This window comes from Paramuribaculum intestinale (assembly GCF_003024925.1).
Lineage (GTDB): Bacteria > Bacteroidota > Bacteroidia > Bacteroidales > Muribaculaceae > Paramuribaculum > Paramuribaculum intestinale.
This window is the reverse complement of record NZ_PUED01000001.1, coordinates 18,386-45,343: the sequence shown is the minus strand read 5'-3', so window position 1 is coordinate 45,343 and position 26,958 is coordinate 18,386. Positions and strand designations below refer to the sequence as shown.

Sequence of the window (26,958 nt, the reverse complement as noted above, 5' to 3'; positions counted from 1 at the left end):
GTCGAATGTTGGAGGGAAATTTGTAATTTTGCATACTATGCACAAGCAGACATCAGACGAACAAAAACAGAATATAATAGCCCGGGGTGTGCGCGTCAACAATTTGAAAAATATTGACGTGGAGATCCCCCGCAACCGCATGACGGTGATAACCGGCCTTTCGGGATCGGGCAAATCGTCGCTGGCTTTCGATACGTTGTATGCCGAGGGGCAGCGCCGCTATGTGGAGTCACTGTCGGCCTATGCCCGTCAGTTTCTCGGACGGATGCAGAAGCCTGAAGCCGATTTCATCAAAGGTCTGCCTCCGGCCATAGCCATAGAGCAGAAAGTGAGCACCCGCAATCCGCGCAGCACCGTCGGCACTTCGACGGAGATATACGAATATCTGCGTCTGTTGTTCGGACGCATCGGCGTGACCCGTGATCCGGTGACCGGCGAAACGGTGAAGAAACATACGGTAGACGATGTTGTGAACGTGGCATGGAGTTGTCCTGCGGGCACACGTATGACAGTCAGTTCGCCGATCACATTGCCCGAAGGAAGGTCTATGGCCACACAGCTTGAGGTGCTTCTGAAGGGCGGATATTCGCGGCTATTGCATGACGGCGAGTTTCTTGATATTGCCGAAATGCTAGCCTCGCCTGAAACGATTCCTGTTTCGGCCGAAGGGTTTGAATTGCTTGTCGACCGTCTGTCGGTCAGTGACGACAGCGACGAGAAGAGCCGTCTGGCCGACTCGGCTGAAACCGCATTTTTCGAGGGGCATGGCAGTCTGGTGCTGACGTTGTATGATGCTGACGTGCCGCGACGGCTGGAGTTTTCAAAACGTTTCGAATCGAGCCGCAGGCAGTTTGTCGAGCCGAACGACCTGATGTTTAATTTCAACAATCCCTACGGCGCATGTCCGCGTTGCGAGGGCTTCGGCCGTGTGATAGGCATAAGTGAGGATCTGGTGGTGCCCGACCGTAACCTGTCGGTCTATGACGACGCCGTGGCATGCTGGAAGGGCGAGAAGATGGGCCAGTGGAAACAGATGGCCATCGCAGCCTCCGGTGCTGCATCATTCCCGGTTCATAAGCCTTATTGTCAGCTGACCGAGCAGGAACGCTCATGGCTGTGGCATGGCGGTGCAGGAGGATTTGAGGGGATCGACGGTTTCTTCCGCATGGTGGAGGAAAATCTCTACAAGATACAGTATCGTGTGCTTCAGGCCCGCTATCGTGGCAAGACGGAGTGTCCGGAATGTCACGGGTCCCGGTTGCGCTCCGATGCGTCCTATGTCAGTGTCGCCGGCAAGACAATCACCGAAATGGTGAAGATGCCGGTCGATGCGCTTCACTCCTTTTTCGAGAATATAGATCTGCCTGCGGCTGACCGTGAGATAGCCCGCAGGCTGCTGACGGAGATCACTGTCAGACTGCGGTTTCTGTCGGACGTCGGTCTGGGATATCTCACACTCGACCGTCTGTCGGCGACCCTGTCGGGCGGCGAGAGCCAGCGCATCAATCTGGCCACGCAGCTTGGCAGCAGTCTTGTCGGGTCGTTGTATATACTTGACGAGCCGAGTATCGGACTTCACTCGCGCGACACCGACCGGCTTATCAGCGTGCTCAAGCGTTTGCGCGACATTGGCAATACCGTAGTGATAGTGGAGCACGACGAAGAGATAATACGCGAGGCCGACCATCTGATCGACGTCGGGCCGGAAGCCGGACGCAATGGCGGACGCATCGTGAACGAGGGCTCGCCGGCGTCTTTGCCCGATGTCGAGGGCAGTTATACGGCCGCCTATCTCAACGGCCGGATGTCGATACCGGTGCCGGCGCACCGACGCCCGTGGCGCGATTTTATAGAGGTAAAGGGCGCCAGAGAACACAATCTGAAGAATATCGATGTGAAATTTCCGCTCGGAGTCGTCACTGTAGTGACCGGAGTGAGCGGAAGCGGCAAGTCGACTCTGGTGCGCGATGTGCTTTATCGAGCGCTTGCACGGCGTTTCGATATAGCTGTGGATGCTCCTGGAGCATTCGATTCGCTCGGAGGCGATCTGCACAGGGTGGAGGCCGTGGAATTTGTCGACCAGAATCCGATAGGACGGTCGACACGCAGCAATCCGGCTACTTATCTCAAGGCCTACGATGAGATACGCCGTCTGTTTGCCGACCAGCAGGGGGCGAAGCAGATGGGCTTCGGTCCGGGATATTTCTCGTTCAATGCCGAGGGCGGACGCTGCGAGGAGTGCAAGGGCGAGGGCACGATCACTATCGAGATGCAGTTTATGGCTGACATTACAGTGGAGTGTGAGGAGTGTCATGGCAAACGTTTCAAGCGCGATGTGCTTGATATCACCTATCGCGGCAAGTCGATCTACGATGTGCTTGAAATGACGGTCGACGAGGCTATAGAGTTCTTCGGTGGCGCTGACGGGCTGACCGAAAAGAAGATTGTTAAGCGCCTGAGGCCGCTGGCCGATGTGGGGCTCGGATACATACGTCTGGGGCAGAGTTCGTCGACTCTGTCGGGTGGCGAAAACCAGCGTGTCAAGCTGGCATATTATCTTTCGATGGAGAAACCGCGCCCAACGGTATTCATATTCGACGAGCCTACCACCGGACTGCATTTCCACGATATAAATACGCTGATGGATTCGTTCTCGCGCCTTATAAAGGCCGGGCATACGGTGATCATCATTGAGCACAATATGGATGTCATCAAGACCGCCGATCATTTGATCGACATAGGTCCGGAGGGGGGTGATGCCGGCGGCAGGGTGGTGGTCAGCGGCACGCCCGAAGAGGTGGCTGCATGCGAGGCTTCATATACAGGGCGTTACCTGAAAGCTAAACTGCAACCGTAAGTATTAATCCCATGCAGACAGGCCGTAATCTGACACTGAAGATATTGTTGCCGCTTGCCATAGGCATAGCGGTGGTAGTATGGCTGTTCGGCCGCGAATTCAGCCTGTCGGATCTCGCTCGGGTGCCATGGAGCGGGCGGACGGTCTGGGCGCTGTCTCTGGCACTTCTTGCCGTGGCCGGACGTGAATTTGGTCTTGCGTGGCGATTCAGGGTGCTGACCGACGGCCGTCTGTCGGCTATGGCGGCGTTGAGAGTCACCATGATGTGTGAGTTTACGTCGGCCATCACACCCACCACAGCCGGTGGAAGCGCCATGAGCGTGTGGTTCATGCACCGTGAGGGTATCAGCGGAGGTCGGGCCGGCTCGGTGATGCTGGTCACTTTGTTGCTCGACGAGGGTTTTATGGCTTTGGCCGGTCCGCTCGTTTTTGTTTTGCTGGGGTCTGATGCTCTTTTTGGGTTTAGTGACGGCAGTGGAGCGGCGGTGGATCAGGGGATACGTGCCGCTTTCTGGGCGGTATGGGGAGTGACTGTGGTATGGACTGCGTTGCTGTTTGTGGCAATAATTCTGAAGCCGGCGGCAATGAGCGCGGTCATCAGGCGTCTGTTTTCCTGCCGTTGGCTTCGCCGTTGGCAGAAAAAGATGGATGGCGTGGCGGCCGATCTGTCGGAGGCAAGCCGCCGGTTACGCGGCATGGGATGGCGATGGTGGACGAAGGCGGCCGTAGCCACAGCGTTGAGCTGGATCTCACGCTTCCTCGTGGTCAACGCTCTGTTTGCTGCGTTTGTGCCCGAGGCTCCCCAGATGCTTGTCCTCGGCCGTCAGGCTATTGTGTGGCTGCTGCTGACGGTCAGCCCTACGCCGGGCGGCAGCGGCATCAGCGAATGGCTTTTCACCACATACTACGGCGATCTTGTCGGTGATCGATCAATGACGCTTGTCGTGGCAGTGATGTGGCGTATATTGACATATTATATTTACCTTGCGGCCGGTGCTGTGGTCATACCGGCGTGGTCGCGTAAGCGAAATTTGCAATGAAGGGTTTTATCCCTATGCTGGCAGCTCTTATGCTTGCCCTTGCGGCCACGTGCGAGGCCGCCGTGAAGGTCTATCGGATTGATCTCGATGAAGAGATAGGCGCCACGACGTGGCAATTCACGAGAGCCGGACTGCAGGCGGCCCGCGAACGTGGCGCCGATCTGGTGCTTGTGCATCTCAATACTTACGGTGGCGAAGTGGGAGCAGCCGACTCCATACGCACGGCGCTTCTCCACTGCGGCATTCCTACAATGGCGTTTGTCGACAACAATGCGGCTTCGGCGGGAGCGCTGATAGCGCTTGCCTGCGATACGGTCATCATGCGTCCTGACGCCACGATGGGTGCGGCTACGGTGGTTAACGGCACCGACGGACAGGCTATGCCCGACAAATATCAGTCATATATGCGCGGCATAATGCGGGCTACGGCCGAGAGTCATGGCAAGGTGCTCGACGCAGACGGCCGATGGCGTTGGCGCCGCGATCCGGTGATCGCTGAGGCGATGGTGGATCCGAGGGTGGAGGTCGACGGTCTGATCGACGATACGAGAGTGCTCACATTCACTCCCGACGAGGCGGTCAGGTGGGGATATGCCGACGGTAAGGCCGACAATGTGGCTGAGGCTCTTGCTCATATAGGGGTGGAGTCGTTCGAGATACAGCGCTATCAGCCTACATGGGTCGATAGGCTGACTGGGTTTTTCGGCAGTCCCGGAGTGCAGGCGATCCTTATCATGATCATTGTCGGCGGCATATATTTCGAACTCCAGACTCCCGGCATGGGATTTCCGTCGATGGCCGCTCTCGGCGCGGCGGTGTTGTATTTCCTGCCGCTCTATATATCGGGAGTGGTTTCGAGCTGGATTGTCGTGGTGTTTGTCGTAGGCCTGCTGCTGATGTTGCTTGAGCTTTTCGTTATACCCGGTTTCGGTATCGCCGGCATAGCCGGAGGTGTGATGATGTCGGCCTCGCTGTTTTTCGGGCTTTTCGAGAATTTCAGCTTCAGTCTTGGCGGTGTCAGCTCGATTGCGATGTGGTATTCGCTGGGAACCATGATGGCCGGTGTGGCGCTTGCCATCGGTGCGATATGGCTGCTGACGTCGCGCTACGGCACCCGGCTGATGGGCGGACGCAATATGCTTGTCAAGGAGCAGCTTGTGGCCGATGGATATATTGGGGTTGATATGCGTCCGTCACGATATGTGGGGATGGACGCTGTGGCTCTGACCGATATGCGACCTTCTGGCAAGGTGATGGTTGATGGCGAGAGGCTCGATGCGGTTTCCGATGACGGATTTATCGACAGTGGCACTGCCGTCAGGATAGTGCGCTACGAGAACGCGCAGCTATATGTGGAGCATGCGCGGGTGTGTATTGTCGATGAGTGACGGCTCAGCGGCGGTCACACACCGAACTGTTCACCCTCCATCACGGCAAGCTCCCACAGGCTCATGGCATTTTCCTGCTCTTTTTTCAGAGAGGCGTGCTGACGGATGAGCTCTTCGGTGCTTTCGCCTGCGGCGAAGCGCGACTCGATGTCGGCTATACGCTGTTCGACGTCGGCCACAGCCGCCTCGGCCTCCGATATCTTCTTTCTGGCCTTGCGTGCGAGCTTTTCCATCTCTTTCATTTCCTGATAGCTTTTGCGCTGTGGAGCGGTCTGCTTGTCGGCGGAGCTGTCGGGAGCGGTAGCCGGCTGTGTGGGCTTTTGCGATTGCCGGTGCTTTTCAGCAGCGGCAGCGACCGATGAGGCCGATGGTGATTTCGACAGCTCAAGTTCCTGCAGACGGCTGATTTTTTTCTTTTCAAGGAATTCGTATATGCCGCCGAGGCATTCCCTTACCTTTCCGCCGCCAAACTCGTAGACCTTCTCGACGAGGCCGTCGAGAAATTCACGGTCGTGCGAAACCACTATCACTGTGCCGTCAAACTGCTGAATGGCCTGTTTGAGCACATCCTTGGTCTGCATGTCGAGGTGGTTGGTAGGCTCGTCGAGTATAAGCAGATTGACCGGTTCGAGCAGGAGGCGTATCATGGCCAGGCGTGTCTTTTCGCCACCGCTCAACACCTTGACCTTTTTGTCGGATGCTTCTCCGCCAAACATGAACGCACCGAGTATGTCGCGTATCTTTGTGCGAATGTCGCCGGTGGCCACACGGTCGATAGTGTCAAACACGGTCAGTTCGCCGTCGAGCAGCTGCGCCTGGTTCTGCGCGAAATATCCTATCTTGACGTTGTGGCCGATCTTCAGCGATCCGTCAAAAGGGATCTCACCCATAATGCATTTCACGAGGGTGGACTTGCCTTCGCCGTTCTTGCCTACGAATGCCACTTTGTCGCCGCGTTTCAGTGTGAAGCTTGCTCCGGAAAACACTTTATGGTTTCCGTAGGATTTGCCGACATTGTCGGCTGTCACCGGGTAGTCGCCCGATCGCGGAGCGGGTGGAAATTTCAGATTGAGACGCGATGTGTCGACTTCGTCCACCTCGATGCGCTCTATTTTGGCCAGTTGCTTGATGCGACTCTGCACCTGCACGCTCTTTGTGGCCTTGTAGCGGAAGCGTTCGATGAATTCTTCGGTGTCCTGTATCTGTTTCTGTTGGTTCTGATAAGCGCGCATCTGCTGCTCCATGCGCTCGCGGCGAAGCTCTACGAAGTGCGAGTAGCTGACAGCATAGTCGTAGATGTGTCCGAGCGATATCTCAATGGTGCGGTTGGTGACATTGTCGATAAACGCGCGGTCGTGGCTGACAAGCACCACAGCCTTGGCCTTGGTGACCATAAACTGTTCAAGCCACTGTATCGATTCTATATCAAGGTGGTTGGTCGGCTCGTCGAGCAGCAGCACGTCGGGGCGGCGCAGCAGCAGTTTCGCCAGTTCGATACGCATACGCCATCCGCCGCTGAATTCCGAAGTGGGGCGGCAGAAGTCGCTCCGGTCAAATCCGAGTCCGGTCAGTGTCTTTTCCATCTCGGCTTCCATGTTTTCGCTCTCCTCCATGGCTATGCGTTCGGAGAGCGAGGTCATGTCATCGATCAGACGGTGGTATTCGGCTGACTCGTAGTCCGTGCGCGATGCGAGCTGTTGGTTGAGATCGTCGAGCTTCCGGTGCAGATCGTCAATGGCGGCGAAGGCTTTCCTGACCTCTTCTACAACGGTCAGAGAGTCGGAAATCTCCATCTGCTGCGGAAGATAACCGATGGTGACATCCTGAGCTACCGCAACGGTGCCCGATGTAGGGCGTTGCAGTCCGGCTATGATTTTAAGCATGGTTGATTTGCCGGCTCCGTTTTTGCCGACAAGGGCTATACGGTCGCGGCGGTTTATGACATAGCTTATGTTGTCGAGCAGCGTCTTTGCGCTGAATTCTACGCTGAGGTTCTGTATGGAAATCATGTCTTGGATCGGTGGCGATGGTTGGGTAGGGTGTGAAATAAATGAAGCCGGTCTTCGTGAAGAAGGCCGGCTTCTGAAGGGGTGAGTAGTGAATCCGGGAATCGAACCCGGGTCTCCACCGTGAGAGGGTGGCGTGCTAGGCCACTACACTAAATCACCATTTTGTTGTCAGTCTCTCTCGATTGACACTGCAAAATTACAACCCCTTTTTGAATTGTGCAAATTTTTCGGACGTTTTTTTTGAAAAAAATGCGTTGTCTTGCGATGGGGATTTGTAATCTCCTTTATAGTAGGGTTATATCGCCGAAGAATTCCGGCCGGTGAAAATCGGGCTGTGGGGTGGTGATAGGCGCCCAGCTCAGATAGTGGGGTTCGGAGGTGGCGTCGGCGCACTTGTAGAAGTTGGCGCGCATATCGACAGGGTTGCCCGGCTCGTAGCTGACTCCGATAAGCGACAGCGGTATAGCGGCGAGAAGATTCCATGAGAAGATTCCCTGCAGTTCCTCGAAGGGGCGTGTGCCGCAGCTTGCCAGACGTCTTACGCTGTCAAGTTGCTCGTCGGTGAGTTTCTCGCCAGAATGGCGATCCATGCGGCGGGCTGCGTGGATAGTGCCGATGCAGTTAAACTCAAAGTTGTAGTAGGGGGCTTCTCCGTGGGGAGCCACGAAGAACTCTACGCACGAATCCTGATATACGTCGGAGTTGTTCTTGTAGTTGACCGCGCGCAGATAGTTGCACCGTGTGAAGAAGTCGATGTAGATCTGTGTGTCGGAGTGTGCGATGGTGAAGGCTGTCAGCGGTCGGTAGGGATACTGTTCTTTCCAGTTGAGATGGTCGATGGTCTGGTGCTCGCCTTTCTCGTCGAGATATTTCACTGCCTGATCGAGAGTCATGGAGTCGAGTTCCGGCAGATAGGGAATGTCGAGATGTTGTCGTTGGTTCTGCATATATGGTCTGGTATTGGAATGGGTTATTCAAAGAGTTCTTTTAGGCCGAGGATAAATCCCACCGATGCCATGACGAGCAATATCACGGCGATGATACGGTTGACAAGCCACATGGAGCGGACGTTGAAGTGGGCTCTGACCTTGTTGACGAAATACGTGATGAGAAACCACCATATCACGGCTCCGGCTATGATGCCGGTATAGCCGGCGATGTAGTGATAAAATCTGTATTGTGTGTCAAGAAAGTTGAAGCGTGCGAAGAGTCCGATGATGAAGAACAGTATCAGCGGATTGGAGAATGTGAAGAGGAAGCCGGTGGCGAAATCGCGCCAGTAGTTCGAGGCCTGCGGGGCGGGGGTGCGTAGCTGCCGCGATGGATTGTTGCGGAAGAGATATATGCCGTAGATGATCAATACAAGACTGCCTATGACTTGCAGCACATTCTGGTTGGATTCGATGAAGTCGGTGACAAACGAGAGTCCCAGTCCGGTGAGCAGACAGTAGATGAGGTCGGACAATGCGGCCCCGATGCCGGTGACGAAGGCTGGCATACGCCCCTTGTTGAGCGTGCGTTGTATCACAAGCATGCCGATCGGTCCCATGGGAGCTGAAATCAGTGCTCCGATGAGTATGCCGGTGATTATTATGTTTGCTGCGCTCTCCATTGTGGGGTTGTAGGGTAAGTGTGACAGTGTCGTTTATGCGATATACCGCACTGCCTCGAAACACATTTACAAAATTACAATTCTCCGCCTGAAATCACAAATCTTTTTGTAGCTATGCGCACGGCGGCGGCACAGGTCAGTAGGTGAGATGTTCGCGTCGTGAGGCGTCGATGCGGAGCAGTATGAAGAGCAGTATGGTGAAGCTCCATAGCGATGAGCCTCCATAGCTGAAGAAGGGGAGCGGGATACCGATGACAGGGCATAGGCCTATGACCATGCCGACGTTGACGGCGAGATGAAATATGAAGTAGGAGGCCACGCAATAGGCGTAGACGCGCCCGAATACGGTAGGTTGCCGTTCGGCTATGTGTATCACCCGTAGTATCAGCGCCAGAAACAGGAGCAGCACGGCGGTGGAGCCTATGAATCCTTCTTCCTCGCCGATGGTGCAGTAGATGAAGTCGGTGTGCTGTTCGGGAACATACTTCAGTTTGGTCTGGGTGCCGTTGAGAAATCCTTTGCCGGTGAGTCCGCCAGATCCTATGGCAATCTTGCTCTGATTCACGTTGTAGCCTGCACCGAGGCGGTCCTCTTCAAGTCCGAGTGTCACCTTTATGCGCTGCTGGTGATGTGGCTGAAGCACGGAGGTGAATGCATAGTTGACAGAGTAGAGGAATATCACTCCGGCCATGACGGCTCCTACAGTCACAAGGAGTGGTTTGCTGTCGCCGCGCAGGCATAGTATGAGGCAATATACGCATGAGGCGGCAAGCACTGGCGGAAGGAAGTATCTTCCTGGGATGTCAATTGCCAGAAGATGCAGTCCCCATGCCACGGCTGCCGCTCCGAGATAGAAAAGTACGACATTGCGGGCGGCTTTGACGCGGTGGCAATAGACGGCAAGCATGCCGAGCAGAAGCAGTCCGAGCATTATTATGACGGCGGCTTCGCCAAGCGGCATGTCCATGAACATCGTGCCGGCGTATTTCACCGCCACGACAAAGATGATGACTGCGCCTGCCGCCGCAAGGAGCACCAGACCGCTCATGCCTTCGCGGTAGAGCACGAAAAACAGTGAGAGATAGGCCAGTGCCGACCCGGTTTCTCTCTGGGCGAGAATGAGCGCTATCGGCACGAATATTATCGCAATGGCTCTCAGATAATTGGTGTGTGAGTCGTTGAGCCTGAACTGATAGCCGCTGAACAGTTTGGCCAGAGCCAGGGCGGTGGCAAACTTGCCGAATTCGGCAGGCTGGAAGCTGACAGGGCCGAACACGAGCCATGAGCGTGATCCCTTGATGTCCGGAGCCACGAAAATGGTCACAACCATTATGGCCAGCAGCGTGAGATAGATCGGATAGGCGTAGGTTTCATACATGCGCCTGTCTATGAGCATTATCATCAGAGCCAGGCCGAGTGCGAGAAATATCCAGCGCACCTGTTTGCCTGAAAATTCGTTGAAGTCGAAAATCGATGCGTTGTCGAAGTCGTAGCTTGCGGCATATACGCTGAACACTCCTGCCACGACAAGCACCAGATACAGTCCGACACTCATCCAGTCGATGTAGCGCACGTAGGATGTCGGCACGGCTTTATGATTAATGCTTCTTGACTCCACTGTAGATTATGGTGTTGGACTCAAGCATGCGCTGCTCGAGATATTTGCGTTGGTCGGATATCTTTCCTGTGAGATATTTCTCAATGACAAGGCTGCCGATGGGAACTCCGTAGGTGGCACCGAATCCGGCATTCTCCACGTAGGCGCAGACGGCTATTTTGGGGTTGTCGTAGGGTGCGAAACCTATGAATGCCGAGTGGTCCTTGCCGTGTGGATTCTGTGCGGTGCCGGTCTTGCCGGCCACCTCTATGTCGGGGAGTGCCGCGAGTCGGCATGTACCGCCGGTGACGGCCATGCGCATTCCTTCGGCTACGTCGGCGAAATGCCGGGCGTCGATAGTCGGATAGTGTCGGGCGATAAGATCCTGGGGCATCACAGTGTCTTCGATCTCCTTGACCACGTGGGGTGTGATGAACCATCCACGGTTGGCTATAGTGGCGCACAGATTGGCAATCTGCATGGGAGTGGCGAGGATTTCGCCCTGACCGATGGATACGGATATGATGGTGTTGGCACTCCACCGGCTCTCACCGTAGATCTTGTTGTAGAATTTGGCGTTGGGTATGAATCCGCGGCTCTCTCCGGGCAGGTCGGTGCCGAGCCGGTAGCCGTAGCCGAGCGACACGAGATGTTTCTTCCATGTTTCGAATGCTTCGGCCGATGTGCCGTACTTCGAGCGCCGGTCCACCATGGCCTTGAAGCCGTAGCAGAAATATGCATTGCATGATGTCTGTAGTGCAGGTTTGAGCGGCAGCGGCGAGCCGTGGCTGTGGCATCCTACCTTGAGGCCTCCGCTGACAAATCCGTGATAGCACGGATAGGCGGTGGAGGGTGTGATGATATTTTCCTGCAGTAGGATAAGTCCGTTGGCGGGTTTGAATGTCGAGCCGGGAGGATATGCACCCATCAGGGCACGGTCGAACAGCGGCTTGTAGAAATCGGCCACGAGAGCCTTGTAGTTGGCTCCGCGTTTGCGGCCAACGAGCAGCGATGGATCGTAGGTGGGCGATGACACCATGGCCAGTATCTCTCCGGTGGATGGCTCGATGGCCACGAGCGCTCCGATCTTGTTGACCATCAGCGATTCGGCGTATTGCTGCAACTCAATGTCGATGCTGAGCTTGAGGTTGCGGCCCGATATGGCTCCGCGGTCGCGAGCGCCATTCTCGAATTTGCCCTGTATCTGTCCCTTGGCGTCGCGTATGAGTATCTCCACTCCCTTCTCGCCGCGCAGATATTTCTCGTAGCTCTTCTCCACTCCGAGGTCGCCGGTGTAGTCGCCCGACGAATAATACGGGTCGGCGTCGATGTCGGCCTGCGACACCTCGCGTATGTTGCCGAGCACGTTGGCTGCGGCCTTGTAGCCGTATTCACGCAGTATGCGTTTCTGTATGAAAAATCCCGGATAGCGGTACATCTTCTCCTGAAGACGTCCGTAGTCCTCGGCCGAAAGATGTGTCATGAACACCTGTGGCGAATATGACGAGTAGCCGGGGTTGAGGCGTCGGTCCTTCATGTCGGCTATGCGGCGGGTGAACTGTTCGGTGGTGAGTCCGAGCGTGTTGCAGAAGTCGAGTGTGTCGAACGGCTGCACGTCGCGCGGTATCATCATGATGTCGTAGGCCGGCTGGTTGAATACCACGACCCGCCCCTGACGGTCGTAGATTATGCCTCGTGACGGATATATTGCTTTTTTCAAGAATGCGTTGGAGTCGGCATAGTCCTTGTAGCGGTCGTCGACCACCTGAAGATTGAAGAGGCGAACGATATATATGGCTACAATAAGCAGAATGAAGCCTCCGACTACATATTTCCGGCGTTCGAGTCTATAATCTTTTCTCATTGTGGCTGCTGGTGAGGCTGTCGGTGGCTATCATGAGGAGAAATGTGAGCAGGGTGCTTGAGGCGATGCGCAGCATGAGCGATAAAGGCCGGAAGAAGCTCATCGACTCTACAAGAAATATGACCAGGCAATAGATCGCCGAGAGTGTTATGGCGTATTTCGCGAATACCGGGAAGCCGAGCGAGCGGGCCGACGGGCAGGGGTCGGTGATGTCCTCCTCGCGCGGAAAATAGAGTTTTACCACCGGGCGGCGCAGTGCGGCGAGAATGGTGCATGCAATGGCATTCATTCCCTGTGTGTCGGCGAAGATGTCGACGGCGAGACCCATGAAGAATCCTATAGTCAGCGTCCAGTTGGCCGACAGGGTCAGAGGCAGATGGAGCAATGTATAGATGAATATGAATCCGACGGCATATCCGAGCAGTGCAATATGGTTGAACACCACTACCTGCACGGCTATAAGCATGATGGCGAGAAAAATGAATTTTATGGTCGTCTTGCTCATTTCTTGTCGATTATGTCGCGTTCTACCTCGCGGATTTCGTCGGTCATCGAGTCGGATATGATCCGCACGGTGCCAAGGGTGGTGAAGTCGGTGAAGAGTCTGACGCGGAGTGCGAAGAAGTTTTCGTCGTGGTCGCGCAGCCCCTTTACGATGGTGCCGATGGGCACTCCTTCGGGGAATACGGTAGAGAAGCCACTGGTGACTATGGTGTCGCCGATCTCAAACACTGCGTGTCGTGGAAGCTCTTCGAGTATGGCTTCCTCAGGATCTGTCCCGTCCCACACGAGTGATCCTACATGGTCATGTCCCTTGACTTTGCACGACAGCCGCAGGTGGTTGTTGAGCAGCGATATGACTCTGGCTGAGTGCGGGCCGGTCACATTGACGATGCCAACCACGCCGTTCTGATCCATGACACCCATTTCCGGACGGATGCCGTCGGCCGAGCCCTTGTCGATGGTGATGTAATTGTGCGTACGGTGGGTGGTGTTGTTGATCACCCTTGCGAGGATGAAACTGTAGCGCTGCAGCGCAGAGTCGGTGGTCATTGTGTCGGCATAGACCAGTTCGCGTGTGCGTTCGAGCTGTTGCTTCAGGTTGATCACTTCGAGTTCCAAAGCCGAGTTACGTCGCTGCAGGTCTTCGTTGATGTCGCGCAGATGGAAGTAGGCGGTGAGATTGCTCGCTCCCTTGTAGACGACGGCCGATACAGCATTGGCCGATGTCAGCATCACATGGTGCTGCCACGGATTGCTGTGAAAAAGCATGAAGCATCCCGCCGCCATGTAGGCGACGAAAAGCATCCATGAACTGTAGCGCAAGAAGAATTCAATGAGGTTTCTCATTGCGTCCCGGTGGTTGTTGCGTCGTTATTGGTCGGGTTGATATTCACTGGCTGTAGCCATACTTGTGCGGCGCCGCATAAACGGCGCCGGCACAGGTCAGCGGATAAGGAATGAAAATTTGTCGATGTTTTTCAGTGCCACTCCGGTACCTTTCGCTACAGCGAGCAGGGGATCCTCGGCGATATGGAACTGGATGCCGATCTTGTCGGTCAGACGCTTGTCGAGGCCACGGATAAGCGCGCCTCCTCCGGCGAGATATATGCCGTTTTTGACTATGTCGGCATACAGCTCCGGCGGTGTCTGCTCCAGAGCGCTGAGCACGGCGGCCTCTATCTTCGAGATGCTCTTCTCTATGCTGTGGGAGATCTCCTGATAGCTGACGGCGACTTCCATCGGCAGTGCTGTCATCTGGTTGGGGCCGTGGACGATGTAGTCTTCAGGCGGGTTTTCGAGTTCCATGAGAGCCGATCCGACGTTCATTTTGATAAGTTCGGCGGTGCGTTCGCCTACCTTGACGTTGTGTACGCGCCGCATGTGTTCCTGTATGTCATCAGTGAGGTCGTCGCCGGCTATGGTGATGCTCTTGTTGCTGACGATGCCGCCGAGCGATATCACGGCGATTTCGGTTGTGCCGCCGCCTATGTCTACGATCATGTTGCCTTCGGGAGCCACAACGTCAAGTCCGATTCCGAGGGCTGCGGCCATAGGCTCGTAGAGCATGTAGACGTCGCGTCCGCCGGCATGTTCCGAGGAGTCGCGCACGGCGCGGATCTCCACTTCGGTCGATCCGGAGGGGATGCCTACCACCATGCGCATCGAGGGGCTGAACCAGCGGCTCTTTTGGCTCGCTTTCTCGACGAGTCCGCGAATCATCATTTCGGCCGCCCGGAAGTCGGCTATGACGCCTTTGCGCAGCGGGCGTATGGTGCGGATCCCTTCGGGCTCGCGTCCCTGCATCATCTGAGCTTCCTTGCCCACGGTGATCATCTTGCCGGTAGACACTTCAATGGCTACGATCGACGGCTCGTCGACCACAATCTTGTCGTTGTGGATGATGATGGTATTGGCCGTGCCGAGGTCGATGGCTATTTCTTTAGTGAGTGAGAATATACCCATGAGAGATTGAATTCTGTGAAATTGTGTGGTGAGAAAAGATGGTGGTGATTAGTGCTTGAAGTGGCGGATGCCGGTGATGACCATGGCTATGCCGTTGGCGTTGCAGTAGTCAATGGTGTCCTGGTCGCGGATGGATCCTCCTGGCTGTATCACGGCGTCTACTCCGGCCTGATGGGCTATCTCGACGCAGTCGGCGAAGGGGAAGAAGGCGTCGGAGGCCATGACAGCTCCGTGAAGGTCGAAGCCGAACGAGCCTGCTTTGGCGATGGCCTGCTTGAGGGCGTCGACGCGCGATGTCTGTCCGATGCCGCTTGCAAGCAGCTGGCGGTTCTTGGCCAGTACGATGGCGTTGCTCTTGCTGTGCTTGACGATCTTGTTGGCAAACAGCAGGTCGTCGATCTGCGAAGGGGTGACGGCTTTCTCTGTGGCCTGACGGAGATCGTCGGGCGTCTCGACCTTGAGATCTTTGTCTTGCACGAGAGCGCCGTTGAGTATCGAGCGATACTGGCGGGTGGCCTTGAGCTGTGAGTGCTGCTTGAGCACAATGCGGTTCTTCTTCTGGCAGAGCACTTCGAGCGCGGCGTCGTCGTAGGCGGGTGCGATGACTACCTCAAAGAATATCTTGTTGATGGCCTCGGCTGTGGCCAGATCTATGATGCGGTTAGCGATAAGCACGCCTCCGAATGCCGATACGGGATCTCCCGCGAGGGCTGCTTCCCATGCTTCGAGCATGGTGGAACGGGTGGCCAGTCCGCAGGCGTTGTTGTGTTTGAGGATGGCGAATGTCGGTTCGGTGAATTCGGCCATGAGGTTGATCGCCGCGTCGATGTCAAGCAGGTTGTTGTAGGAGATCTCTTTGCCGTGAACCTGATCGAAAACTTCGCTGAGACGGCCGTAGAATGTGCCGTTCTGGTGGGGGTTTTCGCCGTAGCGCATGTGTTTCTCTCCGTCGACAGCTATGCGCAGATAATTCTGGCTGCTGCGGCCTGCGAAATAGTTGTAGATGTCGGTGTCGTAGCCCGATGAGACGGCGAATGCTTCGGCGGCGAAGAACTCACGTTCTTCGAGTGTCGACTGTGCGCCGTTGCGGCCGATCATCTCGGCCAGAGGGGCGTACTGTGCTTTGGATGCCACGATCACGACATCCTTGTAGTTTTTCGCTCCGGCGCGGATGAGCGATATGCCGCCTATGTCGATCTTCTCGATGATGGCGGCATGGTCTGCTCCGCTGCATACGGTGTCGGCGAAAGGATAGAGGTCGACTATCACGAGGTCGATTTCAGGAATCTCATATTGCGCGATCTGCTGACGGTCACCCTCGTTGTCGCGACGGTTGAGAATGCCGCCGAACACTTTGGGGTGAAGTGTCTTTACGCGTCCGCCAAGGATCGACGGGTACGAAGTCAGATCCTCTACGGCCGAGCAGGGGTAGCCGAGCTGTTCGATGAAGGTCTGGGTGCCGCCTGTCGAGAGAAACTTCACGCCCTGGGCATGGAGCATTGACAAAATATCGTCGAGGCCGTCCTTGTGGTAGACGGAAATGAGTGCTGTCTTGATTTTCCTTACGTCTGACATAATATGTGATACGGTTTTTAGTTTCAGAGGTGCAAAGTTACGAAATTTACATGAAAGCGAGTCTGTTTCACCTAATATATTATTAAAAAAATAGTGTTAACTTTGCAGGTGATATGGAACAGGTGTCGACTGAAAATCTTTTGCTCGCGGGATCGACGTTGCTCGTGGCCGGTGTGCTCGCGGGCAAGTCGAGCCATCGTGTCGGTCTGCCGCTGCTGCTGATCTTTCTGCTGACAGGTATGGCGTTTGGTACGGATGGTCTGGGAATGCAGTTCAGCGACATACATACGGCCCAGTCTATCGGTATGGTGGCGCTGTGTGTCATTCTGTTCTCGGGAGGCATGGGCACGAAGATTTCGTCGATAAGGCTTGTTGTGGCTCCGGGGTTGGTGCTGTCGACTGTGGGAGTGTTGCTTACAGCGCTTTTTACCGGACTTTTCATCTGGTGGCTGTCGGGGATGAGCTGGACCAATATTCATTTTCCTCTTGTCGTTTCGCTGTTGTTGGCCGCCACTATGTCGTCGACTGATTCGGCGTCGGTGTTCGGCATTCTCGGAGCGCATAAGACAGGTCTTCGTCATCATCTACGGCCGATGCTTGAGCTTGAGAGCGGATCCAATGATCCTATGGCTTATATGCTGACGATAGTGCTGATCGAAGCGGCCACGACCGATACGTCGCTGTCGGTGGGGCACGTTGTCGGCGAGTTGTTGATGCAGTTTGGTGTGGGAATTGCCGGAGGTTTTCTGACCGGGCGGCTGACGGTATGGCTTGCGTCGGTCTATCGGCGTTTGGGCGGTGCGGCGTCAGATAGCGAAGATCCTGCCCAGGCGGTGGCCATGACGGCCATTCTGATTGTGGGTTGCGTCTTTTTCTCGTTTGCTGCCACTACGGCGCTCGGCGGCAATGGTTATCTGGCGGTATATCTTTGCGGCATAACGGTGGGTAACGGACGTGTGGTCGGGCATCGGGGCATAGCGAAGTTTATCGACGGCATCACGTGGCTTGCGCAGATTGTGGTGTTTCTCATGCTCGGCCTGCTTGTCAATCCGCATGAGATGCTGTCGGTAGCGGCCGTGTCGCTGCTCATCGGTGTGTTTATGATCGTGGTCGGACGCCCGCTCAGTGTGTTCTGTTCGCTAATGCCTTTCAGGAGCGTAGGGCGACGTTCGAAGCTGTTTGTGTCGTGGGTGGGACTGCGCGGGGCGGTGCCGATAATATTTGCCACTTATCCTGTGGCGGCTCATGTGGAGGGTGCTTCGCAGATTTTCAATATAGTGTTTTTCGTCACGATCCTTTCGCTGCTCGTGCAGGGGACCACTGTCATGGCTGCAGCCCGTCGTCTTGGCCTGGTGGAGCGTCAGGAGGTGTCCGACGATCATTTTGGAGTCGAGATCCCCGACGAACTGCCTACATCGCTCCACACGCTGACACTTACGGAGGCTCATCTCGCAAACAGTGATCTTCTGCGTGATCTCGAATTGCCGCAGGGGTCGCTGGTGATAATGATACGCAGAGGCGGGCGGTATATCGTCCCGAACGGACGTCGTCGTCTGCAGCCGTCCGATGTGTTACTCATTATACGCGAAGACTGACTGTCGCCGTGGGCTGATAGGGGAGCCGGTCGTGGATATGCCATGGTTGTGGTGTGTGGTGTATTAAAAAACATTAACCGTATCTACTTTTTGGTCATAGTGAGTGTTATAGAGTAAAACTAACGTTAAAAACACATACTATTATGAAAGGTCTGATTGCTCTCGCTATTATTTTTGCTCTGGTAGGTGTGGGGTTTATGATCGCAACCCTGTTCACTTCGGGCAATGCTCTGGTGCTTCTTTCGATAGGAGGCGGTCTTGCTCTCGCAGCATTTATACTGGTGTTGGTCGGATATGCCAACAAGGCAGTGAAATGACATTCACGGCAGAGTCGGCGCGGCATGATGCGATGCCAGCCGTCTGTCGGACACGCTATCGTGCGGCGGCTATGTCTGAAGAGGCGGGCCGCCGTGCTTGCGTATTGCACGTTATGAATATTTGGCTTAATTTTGCAGAGCGACGCGGCATGGTGCCCGTCGGGCTAACAGGTATGGTAATATATGACCAGATACGACGAAACCAACCGGCAGTTTGACGGAGCAATGGCGCTCTGTCGCGATATTTTCGCCCGTAAGCTCAACGATTACGGGCCGTCATGGCGCATGATGAGGCCGGAATCAATAACTGACCAGATATATATCAAGGCTAAGCGCATACGTTCTTTGGAGATAAAGAAGGAGGCGATGGTAGACGAGGGCATTCTGCCGGAATTCATCGCTATTGTCAATTATGGTCTGGTGGGGCTGATACAGCTCGACTGTGGATTTGCCGACGATATTGATATCACCGCGGAGCGCGCTCTGGAGCTTTACGACAAGTATGCCGATCAGGCGCGCCGACTGATGAAGGCCAAGAATCATGATTATGACGAGGCTTGGCGCGGTATGCGGATCAATTCGTACACAGACCTGATTCTGACCAAACTGCAGCGCACCAAGCAGATCGAGGATCATAGCGGAATGACTGAGGTGTCGGAAGGAATCGATGCCAATTATATGGATATGGTCAATTATGCCGTGTTCGGCATAATAAAGCTAACCGAATGAGTGGACTGAAACAGTTGTCACCGCTGTCGCAGGCGGGTGTGTGGGCGCTTCGGCTGACGGTCGGTGCGGTATTTGTGCTTTCTGGGTTTGCCAAAGCCGATGATTTATGGGGATTCGTATTCAAGATAGAGGAGTATCTGCAAGTGTGGGGGATCGTGCAGCCGCGCTCGCTTGTGATTGCAGCTGCGATGTTTATCGCTTCTTTTGAATTTATCGCAGGAGTGATGCTTGCTGCCGGTTGTTATCGACGCACGGTGGTGTGGCTTCTGACTCTTATGATGGGAGTGATGCTTCCTCTCACGGCGTATATATGGGCTGCCGATCCGGTGAGCGACTGCGGATGCTTCGGTGAGATGCTTCGGCTGTCTAATGCCGCCACTTTTTTCAAGAATGTGGCGCTGATGGCGGCTCTTGTCGTGTTACTGATATATAATCGCCGTGTGGGGTGTCTGTTCGGACCGTATATACAGTGGCTTGTGCTGCTGGTTGTGTCGGTCTATGTGTCGGTGGTGGCTTTTATTGGCTATACCGTGCAGCCGATGGTGGATTTCCGGCCGTTTCCTGTCGGAACAGATCTGGGCGGTCTGCTTGCTGAGGAGGATGAGGCTGTCGCTGAATTTGAATTCGTGTATGAAAAGGATGGTGTCCGACATGCGTATGATATCGGTTCTTTGCCCGACTCTACATGGACGTTTGTTGAGCGTCGGGTGGTCGCCGGTAAGGTCGATAACCGTCCGGAGCTGGTGGTGACTGATCATGATGAGGATGTGAGCGCATATGTCGTAGAGCCTGAAGGCGGTACGCTCCTCGTTGTGATTCCGGAGTATGACCGTGCCGATGTGTCGTTTACCTATCTTGTCAATGAACTTGCCGACAGGGTGAAGAACAGCGGTGGCTCGGTTGTCGCCATAATTGGTGCCGGCGGTCGTCAAGCTGCCGAATGGACTGATCTTTCAATGGCTGATTATCCGGTGTATTCGGCCGATCCGACTCAGCTGAAGGTACTTGTGCGTGGCGCGATATCGCTCGTGTGGCTGCGCGACGGCGTGATACAGTGGAAGCGCACGGCGGCGTCAATCGATGCTGATTATGTAGAGGCATCGGAGGCAGACGACACAGTGCTCGACAGCCTGGCTCTTGAAGGGGTGGCGCGGCTGTGGCAGATCACTCTCGTAGTGCTTGCAGTGTTGGCGGTGCTGTTCATGCTTGACCGTAGCGGCCGTCTTCTGAAATGGCGCAGACAGCTTCGCCGTCAGGTGTGACGCTCGCTGATGTTATATGTGGATTTCGGTTGACTATTCCACGAACTTTCCCAAAATTCCTCAAAAGATGAGGAAAGCCAAATAAAAGTCCTGAATAAAACGTGCAAGGGCATTGCCGTGTGCGAAATTATGTGTAACTTTGCACCTGCAATCAATACAAAACCAAATTTTAACCGACATTTTCTAATGGCAACCAAAATCAGACTGCAACGTCATGGTCGTAAGAACTATGCGTTCTATCCTATTGTTATCGCCGATAGCAGGGCACCACGAGATGGTAAATTTATTGAAAGGATAGGTTCTTATAATCCGAACACTAATCCTGCTACAATAACATTGAACTTCGAACGGGCTTTGTATTGGGTAAATGTAGGCGCAGAGCCTACCGACACCGTGCGCACGATCCTCTCTTCAGAGGGTGTGATGCTTATGAAGCACCTTCAGGGCGGTGTGAAGAAAGGCGCTTTCGACGAGGCTGAAGCACAGCGTCGTTTCGAGGCATGGAAAAAGATGAAGCAGGGTCAGACCGACGCTCTTGTCGCATCCATGGCCGACAAGAAAGAACTCGCCGCCAAAGAGCGTTTCGAAGCCGAGCAGGCCAAGAACAAGGCAAAGGCTGAGATCGTAGCCAAGAAAAAGGCTGAGATCGCTGCTGCAAAGGCTGAGGCTGAAGCCGCTGCCGCTGCTGCCGAGGCTCCCGCCGAAGAGGCTGCTCCCGCTGAGGAGGCACCTGCTGCAGAAGCTCCCGCCGCAGAGTGATGTGTGGGGTGACGTGTCGCTGTATGGCGGCGTGTTCATGACGCTCTGACGTCCAGAGGCGTAAAAAACAATAAGACGCATTGGAGATATCTCTGATGCGTCTTCGTTTTTTTTGTTTCTTGGGCTGACTCGTGTCGGTGTTGTCGTGGCACGCTGTCGGCAAGTGTATATAGATAGCTTCTGTCGTGGTGGGGTGGGGTATTGAAGGGCAGGCTTATGTGGAAGAATTTGTTGTCGTGTGATATGCGCGGTCGGCTGGCCGGCGTGTCCGGTCATATAAGTCCGATGGTGTGCAGCATGTCGGAGTAGTAGGCGGCTTTAGAGGTGATCGACATAGGGTAGGCCCGTGAGGTAGAAGGCATGCGCCAGTGGCGGATCTTGCGTCCGGCGAAGTCCGTTTCGACAAAATGCCCCATCTGTGGCACTGCTGATGATGTAAGCGTAGCGATGACTTCTGCGGCTTTCTGTCCTGTAGTGGCTATTTCGGTACAGTCAGGCATGCGGACGAGTAATGACTGAAGGTCGACTGGTTCTACGATGTCAAGGTATTTGTCGGATGCGTTTTCGCGCAGCCGGCGCACTTTAGCTGCGGTATCCCACATGGCTATATGCAGATCCTTGAGCATACGCCGTATGTCGTCGAGCCGGAATGTTTCTGTGGCTGGATCGATCAGATGCTGCCGGTCGCCGTAGACGGCGATTCCCATTATGCGCCAGAAGTCATTGATGCGGTTGGGGTAGAAAAACGGCATCTGCCACCTTTTGGGCTGTGGCGGAAAGGTTCCCATGAATATGAGTCGTGCGCCCTCGGGAATAAACGGTTCCCAGGGGTGCTCTTCTATGGGGAGTGAGGATGTGGGTGCTGAAATCGCAGAGCCAGACCTTGTGTCAGTGGTTTCTGACGATTCTGACTCTTGCTTGCGAGAGGTGTCTGACTTGCTGCGTGTCATTTTCTGCGTTAATATGCGCGTTGAGCATAGCCTCGCTATCGGTCCACCGTTCGGCAGTTTCGACCTGCGGTGTCTGGATAGTGTTGCTTTTTTGTGTGCTTTCATACGCAGCCCATGCTCCGAGGGCGGCCAAAGCAAGCAGAATTCGGGGAAATACGGTTTTCATTATTACGTTAATCGGTTGTTTGGGCGCAAATATAATATCAATAGTCGGGTCGGGCAAATTTTTTGGTGAAAAATAGTGTATTAAGTCCACTTTTTTCGAAATTTTGCCTCAAGTATAGCTTTTTGCAGCGGATAGACGTTTATTTCTCGCTTGGTATAAAGAAAAAATGCACCCCTTTGGAGGGTGCATTTCTCAATGTTGTTTGTCGTGCGGCCGGGGGTTATGCCTTTACGCGGCCGATGTAGGATCCGTCGCGGGTGTCAACCTCGATGAGCTCGCCTTCGTTGATGAAGAGCGGCACTCGTACTTCCGCGCCGGTTTCGACTGTGGCGGGTTTGAGGGTGTTGGTGGCTGTGTCGCCTTTAAGTCCCGGTTCGGTATATGTGATTTTGAGTACGGTCTTGATGGGCATCTCGGCGAAGAGCACGGTTTCGGTGGATGCGTCAGTCACGACTTCCACTGTGTCGCCCTCTTTCATGTATGCCGCGCCGGTGACGAGTTCTTTGTTGATGGGAATCTGCTCGAATGTCTCGTTGTTCATGAAGATATCGTCGTCGCCATCGGTGTAGAGGTACTGGAACGGGCGGCGCTCGACTCTCACGTCCTCAAGCTTCTCGCCGATGTTGAAGCGGCGCTCGAGTACGCGGCCGTCGACAACGTCCTTGAGCTTGGTGCGCATAAAGGTGTTGCCTTTGCCGGGCTTCACGTGAAGGAATTCTACACAGAAGTAGAGGCGGCCGTCCATGCGTATGCAGGTGCCGTTTTTGATGTCTTGAGCGTTGATCATATAATTATGATGATTTGATTTTCCGGGCGCAAATTTAAGAAAAATGCGTCAAACTGCCAAGTGTTGCGTCGTAGAACAGTGTTGTAATGTGGTGTACGGCTGACATCCGGGTCGGTCAGGGGCTGGTGAGGGCAGAGCGGCCGGTGTGTTAATAGTATGTGTCAAAATCGATGCGGAGGGGTTGAATTTTCGCCAATAATGCTTAAATTTGCACCCATAAACATCACCAACAATAAACCAAGCATGGTCGTATTCTTCAAGAAAGGCGCCGACACAGTGACAGCTGTGGAAACTGACCACCGTTTCTCTGATCAGGAGAAGGAGAAACTCACGTGGCTGTTCGGAGGTGCCAAACCTCTCTCGTCAACTTCAGTGAAAGGCACATTTGTGGGTCCCCGCAAGGAGATGATAACCCCGTGGAGCACAAATGCCGTAGAGATAACCCAGAACATGGGACTGACAGGAATCACGCGCATAGAGCAGTTTGTGGTGGCGCGTGAGAATCCGCCAAAGTTCGACAAGATGCTCGAACGTGTCTACGAGGGACTCAACTCACGGGTGTTCACCACCGACCGCAAGCCCGAACCGATAGTTTATATCGAGGATATAGCCGAATACAACCGTGCGGAGGGTCTGGCGCTCAGCGCCGATGAGGAGAACTATCTGTGCGATCTGTCGCGGAGGCTCGGCCGTCCGCTGACCGACAGCGAGGTGTTCGGATTCTCGCAGGTCAATTCCGAGCATTGCCGTCACAAGATATTCAACGGCACATTCGTGATCGATGGTCAGGAGAAACCTATGTCGCTGTTCAAGCTGATCAAAAAGACATCCCAGACCAATCCCAACGCTCTTGTGTCGGCTTACAAGGACAATGTGGCCTTTGTCAAGGGCCCGAAAGTAGAGCAGTTCTATCCGGTCAATCCCGAACAGCCTGATTATTTCGACGTCAAGGAGATACCGACCGTGATATCGCTTAAAGCCGAAACTCACAATTTCCCCACAACCGTAGAGCCTTTCAACGGTGCGGCTACCGGTTCGGGCGGCGAGATCCGCGACCGACTCGGAGGAGGCCGCGCCAGTCTGCCCATAGCCGGTACGGCTGTGTATATGACATCATATCCGCGCATGAGTCCCGGGCATCGCTGGGAGCTGATGATGAATCCGCGTGTGTGGCTTTATCAGACACCATGCGACATACTCATCAAGGCTTCTAACGGAGCGTCGGATTTCGGAAATAAATTCGGTCAGCCGCTGATCTGCGGATCGCTGCTTACGTTTGAACACGATGAGAACGGCAAGCTCTATGCTTATGACAAGGTGATCATGCTTGCCGGAGGCGTAGGCTTCGCCGCAGCGCGCGACGCTATCAAAGGCACTCCAGAGCCGGGTGAGAAAGTAGTGGTGATGGGTGGCGACAACTACCGTATCGGTATGGGTGGCGGCGCCGTTTCGTCGGTGGCGACAGGCCAGTATGCCAACGCTATCGAGCTGAACGCTGTGCAGCGAGCCAATCCTGAGATGCAGAAGCGCGTCAGCAATGTCATACGTGCTCTTGCCGAGAGCGACAGCAATCCGATCGTGTCGATCCACGACCACGGCGCAGGCGGACATCTCAACGCTTTGTCGGAACTGGTTGAGGCTACCGGCGGCCATATCGATCTCAATGCTCTTCCTGTAGGTGACAAGACTCTGTCGGCCAAGGAGATCGTTGGTAATGAGAGTCAGGAACGCATGGGCATGGTGCTCCACGCCGACGATATAGAGCGGGTGGCACGCATCGCAGAGCGCGAACGCAGCCCGCTGTATGTGGTGGGTGAGACCACTGCCGACGACCGCTTCGTGTTCGAGCAGGCCGACGGCGTAAAGCCGATCGATCTTGCTATGGCCGACATGTTTGGCAATTCGCCCAAGACTGTCATGACCGACAACACTGTGGTGAATACGTATGCCGACCTTGAATATTCGTCCGATAAGATCGAGGATTATGTGCGCGATGTGCTCAGCCTGGAGGCTGTGGCATCCAAGGACTGGCTCACAAACAAGGTTGACCGTTCGGTGACCGGCAAGGTGGCCCGTCAGCAGTGTCAGGGCGAGATACAGCTCCCGCTCAGCGACTGTGGAGTAGTGGCTCTCGACTACCGCGGCAAGGAGGGCATAGCCACTTCTATCGGCCATGCTCCCCAGGTGGCTCTGGTTGATGCCGCCCGTGGTTCGGTGATGGCTGTGGCCGAGTCGCTGACCAATATCGTCGGCGCGCCTCTGAAGGGTGGGCTCAAAGCGGTGTCGCTGTCGGCCAACTGGATGTGGCCCTGCCGTAACGAGGGCGAGGATGCGGCGCTCTACCGTGCAGTGGAGGCCTGCAGTGACTTTGCCTGCGCTCTCGGTATCAATATCCCAACCGGCAAGGACAGTCTTTCGATGACTCAGAAATATGGCGATGACAAGGTGTTCGCTCCCGGCACTGTGATCATTTCGGCTGCCGGTGAGGTGACCGACGTGAAACGTACGGTAAGCCCGGTGATGCAGCCCAAGAAGTCGCAGTTTATATATGTCGACTTCTCGTCCGATTCGCTCAAGCTCGGCGGTTCGGCTCTGGGACAGACCATGAACCGTCTTGGCGCTGAGGCTCCGACAGTAGCCGATGCCGGACGGTTTGCGGCGGCGTTCAATGCCGTGCAGCGGCTTGTGGCGCGTGGTTCGGTGATGGCCGCCCACGATGTCTCGGCCGGCGGTCTGGTGACTACGCTCCTCGAAATGGCTTTCGCCAACACCAAGGGTGGTATCGAGATGTCGACCGATGGCTTTGTCGCCGCCGGCGAGGACGATCTCGTCAAGATATTGTTTGCAGAGAATCCGGCCGTAGTGCTCCAGGTGGCCGACGACAAAGCCGACAAGGCTATGGAACTTCTTGACAAGGCAGGTGTGAAGCACATCGTCATCGGCCGTCCTGCCGAGGAGCGCATGCTTATGATAAATCATCGCGGAGAGGAAACGATGCTCGGCATCGATTGGCTGCGCGACGTGTGGATGCGTCCGTCGTATCTGCTTGACCGCTGCCAGAGCGGCGAAAAGCAGGCTGCAAGCCGTTTTGAGAACTACAAGAAGCAGCCTATCCGCTATCGTCTGCCCAAAGGCTTCGACGGCAAGCTTGCCTCGCGTGGCCTGACGCTCGGACGCCATGCCAAGTCGGGCGTGCGCGCTGCAATAATAAGGGAGAAGGGCGTCAATGGCGATCGCGAGATGGCTTATTCGCTCTATCTGGCCGGATTCGATGTGAAAGACGTGCACATGACCGACCTGATGAGCGGACGTGAAACGCTTGAGGATGTCAACATGATCGTGTTCTGCGGAGGCTTCTCCAATTCCGATGTGCTCGGTTCGGCCAAAGGATGGGCCGGCGGCTTCCTGTGGAATGACAACGCCCGCACAGCTCTCGAACGCTTCTACAAGCGCTCCGACACACTTAGCCTCGGCATCTGTAACGGATGTCAGCTGATGGTCGAACTCAACCTCATAAACCCGGAGCATCCGAAGCGCGCGAGGATGGAACACAACGACAGCCACAAGTTCGAATCGCAGTTCCTGGGAGTGACAGTGCCCGAAAACAACTCCGTGATGTTCGGTCCGCTGTCAGGCATGAAGACCGGTATATGGGTGGCTCATGGCGAAGGAAAATTTGTCTTGCCGATGCCGCTTGAAAACTATAATGTCGTGGCCCGCTACAGCTATGCCTCATATCCGGGCAATCCCAACGGCTCGCGTGGCGCTGTGGCAGGAATCTGCTCGGCCGACGGACGTCATCTGGCCATGATGCCTCACCTCGAAAGAGCGATATTCCCGTGGCAGTGTGGCTACTATCCCGCCGCGCGACGGTCGGACGAAGTGACGCCCTGGATCGATGCCTTCGTCAATGCGCGCAAGTGGATTGAAAACCATAAATAAATTATCGAATCACAACCTACAGCAGGTGAGTCCATACGATGAT

General features: G+C 55.1%; 21 protein-coding genes and 1 tRNA gene. 9 read left to right on the top strand and 13 right to left on the bottom strand.

Going from position 1 to position 26,958, the window contains the following annotated elements; genetic code table 11:
* Window positions 1-37: 37 nt before the first annotated feature.
* The 3 genes from uvrA to C5O24_RS00175 are packed head-to-tail and all read left to right on the top strand — an operon-like array spanning window position 38 to window position 5,285.
* The gene (gene uvrA, locus C5O24_RS00185; protein ID WP_107681311.1) at window positions 38-2,857 is read left to right on the top strand and encodes an excinuclease ABC subunit UvrA; all 2,820 of its coding nucleotides are present in this window, start codon (window positions 38-40) and stop codon (window positions 2,855-2,857) included.
* Between the two features lie 11 nt (window positions 2,858-2,868).
* Window positions 2,869-3,897 carry a lysylphosphatidylglycerol synthase transmembrane domain-containing protein gene (locus C5O24_RS00180; protein WP_107681310.1) on the top strand — a complete coding sequence of 343 codons (1,029 nt, stop codon included), beginning with the start codon at window positions 2,869-2,871 and terminating at the stop codon, window positions 3,895-3,897.
* Entirely contained in the window at window positions 3,894-5,285 is a 1,392-nt protein-coding gene (locus tag C5O24_RS00175; RefSeq protein ID WP_107681309.1) for an NfeD family protein, read from the top strand. Before C5O24_RS00180 ends, C5O24_RS00175 begins: the two co-directional genes overlap by 4 nt.
* Before the next feature lie 14 nt (window positions 5,286-5,299).
* Here C5O24_RS00175 and C5O24_RS00170 read toward each other — a convergent pair whose 3' ends face one another.
* From C5O24_RS00170 to purH, 10 genes are all read right to left on the bottom strand, one after another.
* Complete coding sequence (locus tag C5O24_RS00170; protein WP_107036166.1) at window positions 5,300-7,294, bottom strand: ABC-F family ATP-binding cassette domain-containing protein; 1,995 nt, start codon at window positions 7,292-7,294, stop codon at window positions 5,300-5,302.
* Window positions 7,295-7,380: 86 nt separating this feature from the next.
* A tRNA-Glu gene (locus C5O24_RS00165) sits at window positions 7,381-7,453 on the bottom strand.
* Between the two features lie 125 nt (window positions 7,454-7,578).
* Window positions 7,579-8,241: a carbohydrate-binding family 9-like protein gene (locus tag C5O24_RS00160; protein WP_107036165.1), complete on the bottom strand. Its 663-nt coding sequence runs from the start codon at window positions 8,239-8,241 to the stop codon at window positions 7,579-7,581.
* A gap of 23 nt (window positions 8,242-8,264) precedes the next feature.
* Window positions 8,265-8,906: a LysE family translocator gene (locus tag C5O24_RS00155; RefSeq protein ID WP_107036164.1), complete on the bottom strand. Its 642-nt coding sequence runs from the start codon at window positions 8,904-8,906 to the stop codon at window positions 8,265-8,267.
* A gap of 136 nt (window positions 8,907-9,042) precedes the next feature.
* Window positions 9,043-10,461, bottom strand: coding sequence for a rod shape-determining protein RodA (gene rodA, locus C5O24_RS00150; RefSeq protein ID WP_107036194.1), 1,419 nt, complete (start codon window positions 10,459-10,461; stop codon window positions 9,043-9,045).
* 43 nt (window positions 10,462-10,504) lie between these two features.
* A complete protein-coding gene (gene mrdA, locus C5O24_RS00145) occupies window positions 10,505-12,367 on the bottom strand; it encodes a penicillin-binding protein 2 (RefSeq protein ID WP_107036163.1) in 1,863 nt (620 codons plus the stop codon).
* A complete protein-coding gene (locus C5O24_RS00140; protein ID WP_107036162.1) occupies window positions 12,351-12,872 on the bottom strand; it encodes a rod shape-determining protein MreD in 522 nt (173 codons plus the stop codon). Before C5O24_RS00140 ends, mrdA begins: the two co-directional genes overlap by 17 nt.
* A complete protein-coding gene (mreC, locus tag C5O24_RS00135) occupies window positions 12,869-13,717 on the bottom strand; it encodes a rod shape-determining protein MreC (RefSeq protein ID WP_107036161.1) in 849 nt (282 codons plus the stop codon). The genes C5O24_RS00140 and mreC overlap by 4 nt, the downstream gene beginning before the upstream one ends.
* 96 nt (window positions 13,718-13,813) lie before the next feature.
* On the bottom strand, window positions 13,814-14,833 hold the full coding sequence (locus C5O24_RS00130) for a rod shape-determining protein (RefSeq protein ID WP_107036160.1): 1,020 nt from the start codon (window positions 14,831-14,833) through the stop codon (window positions 13,814-13,816).
* Between the two features lie 48 nt (window positions 14,834-14,881).
* Window positions 14,882-16,408, bottom strand: coding sequence for a bifunctional phosphoribosylaminoimidazolecarboxamide formyltransferase/IMP cyclohydrolase (gene purH, locus C5O24_RS00125; protein WP_107036159.1), 1,527 nt, complete (start codon window positions 16,406-16,408; stop codon window positions 14,882-14,884).
* A 113-nt stretch (window positions 16,409-16,521) separates the two neighbouring features.
* On the opposite strand from purH, the gene C5O24_RS00120 reads away from it, so the two are divergent.
* From C5O24_RS00120 to C5O24_RS00105, 5 genes are all read left to right on the top strand, one after another.
* Window positions 16,522-18,003, top strand: a complete 1,482-nt coding sequence (locus C5O24_RS00120; protein WP_107036158.1) for a potassium/proton antiporter — start codon at window positions 16,522-16,524, stop codon at window positions 18,001-18,003.
* 143 nt (window positions 18,004-18,146) lie between these two features.
* Window positions 18,147-18,320, top strand: a complete 174-nt coding sequence (locus tag C5O24_RS13905; protein WP_161553745.1) for a hypothetical protein — start codon at window positions 18,147-18,149, stop codon at window positions 18,318-18,320.
* A gap of 183 nt (window positions 18,321-18,503) precedes the next feature.
* Window positions 18,504-19,049, top strand: a complete 546-nt coding sequence (locus C5O24_RS00115) for a DUF1599 domain-containing protein (RefSeq protein ID WP_107036157.1) — start codon at window positions 18,504-18,506, stop codon at window positions 19,047-19,049.
* Window positions 19,046-20,311 carry a BT_3928 family protein gene (locus C5O24_RS00110; RefSeq protein ID WP_107036156.1) on the top strand — a complete coding sequence of 422 codons (1,266 nt, stop codon included), beginning with the start codon at window positions 19,046-19,048 and terminating at the stop codon, window positions 20,309-20,311. The genes C5O24_RS00115 and C5O24_RS00110 overlap by 4 nt, the downstream gene beginning before the upstream one ends.
* A 186-nt stretch (window positions 20,312-20,497) precedes the next feature.
* Window positions 20,498-21,070, top strand: a complete 573-nt coding sequence (locus tag C5O24_RS00105) for a 30S ribosomal protein S16 (protein WP_107036155.1) — start codon at window positions 20,498-20,500, stop codon at window positions 21,068-21,070.
* Between the two features lie 272 nt (window positions 21,071-21,342).
* On the opposite strand, the gene C5O24_RS00100 is transcribed toward C5O24_RS00105, so the two are convergent.
* The 3 genes from C5O24_RS00100 to efp all read right to left on the bottom strand — a co-directional run bounded on the left by C5O24_RS00100 (window position 21,343) and on the right by efp (window position 22,973).
* Window positions 21,343-21,858 carry a uracil-DNA glycosylase family protein gene (locus C5O24_RS00100; RefSeq protein WP_107681308.1) on the bottom strand — a complete coding sequence of 172 codons (516 nt, stop codon included), beginning with the start codon at window positions 21,856-21,858 and terminating at the stop codon, window positions 21,343-21,345.
* Window positions 21,859-21,958: 100 nt separating this feature from the next.
* Window positions 21,959-22,186: a hypothetical protein gene (locus C5O24_RS00095; RefSeq protein WP_107681307.1), complete on the bottom strand. Its 228-nt coding sequence runs from the start codon at window positions 22,184-22,186 to the stop codon at window positions 21,959-21,961.
* A 220-nt stretch (window positions 22,187-22,406) separates the two neighbouring features.
* On the bottom strand, window positions 22,407-22,973 hold the full coding sequence (efp, locus tag C5O24_RS00090; protein WP_107036152.1) for an elongation factor P: 567 nt from the start codon (window positions 22,971-22,973) through the stop codon (window positions 22,407-22,409).
* A 243-nt stretch (window positions 22,974-23,216) separates the two neighbouring features.
* On the opposite strand from efp, the gene purL reads away from it, so the two are divergent.
* The gene (purL, locus tag C5O24_RS00085) at window positions 23,217-26,915 is read left to right on the top strand and encodes a phosphoribosylformylglycinamidine synthase (protein ID WP_107036193.1); all 3,699 of its coding nucleotides are present in this window, start codon (window positions 23,217-23,219) and stop codon (window positions 26,913-26,915) included.
* Window positions 26,916-26,958: the final 43 nt, after the last annotated feature.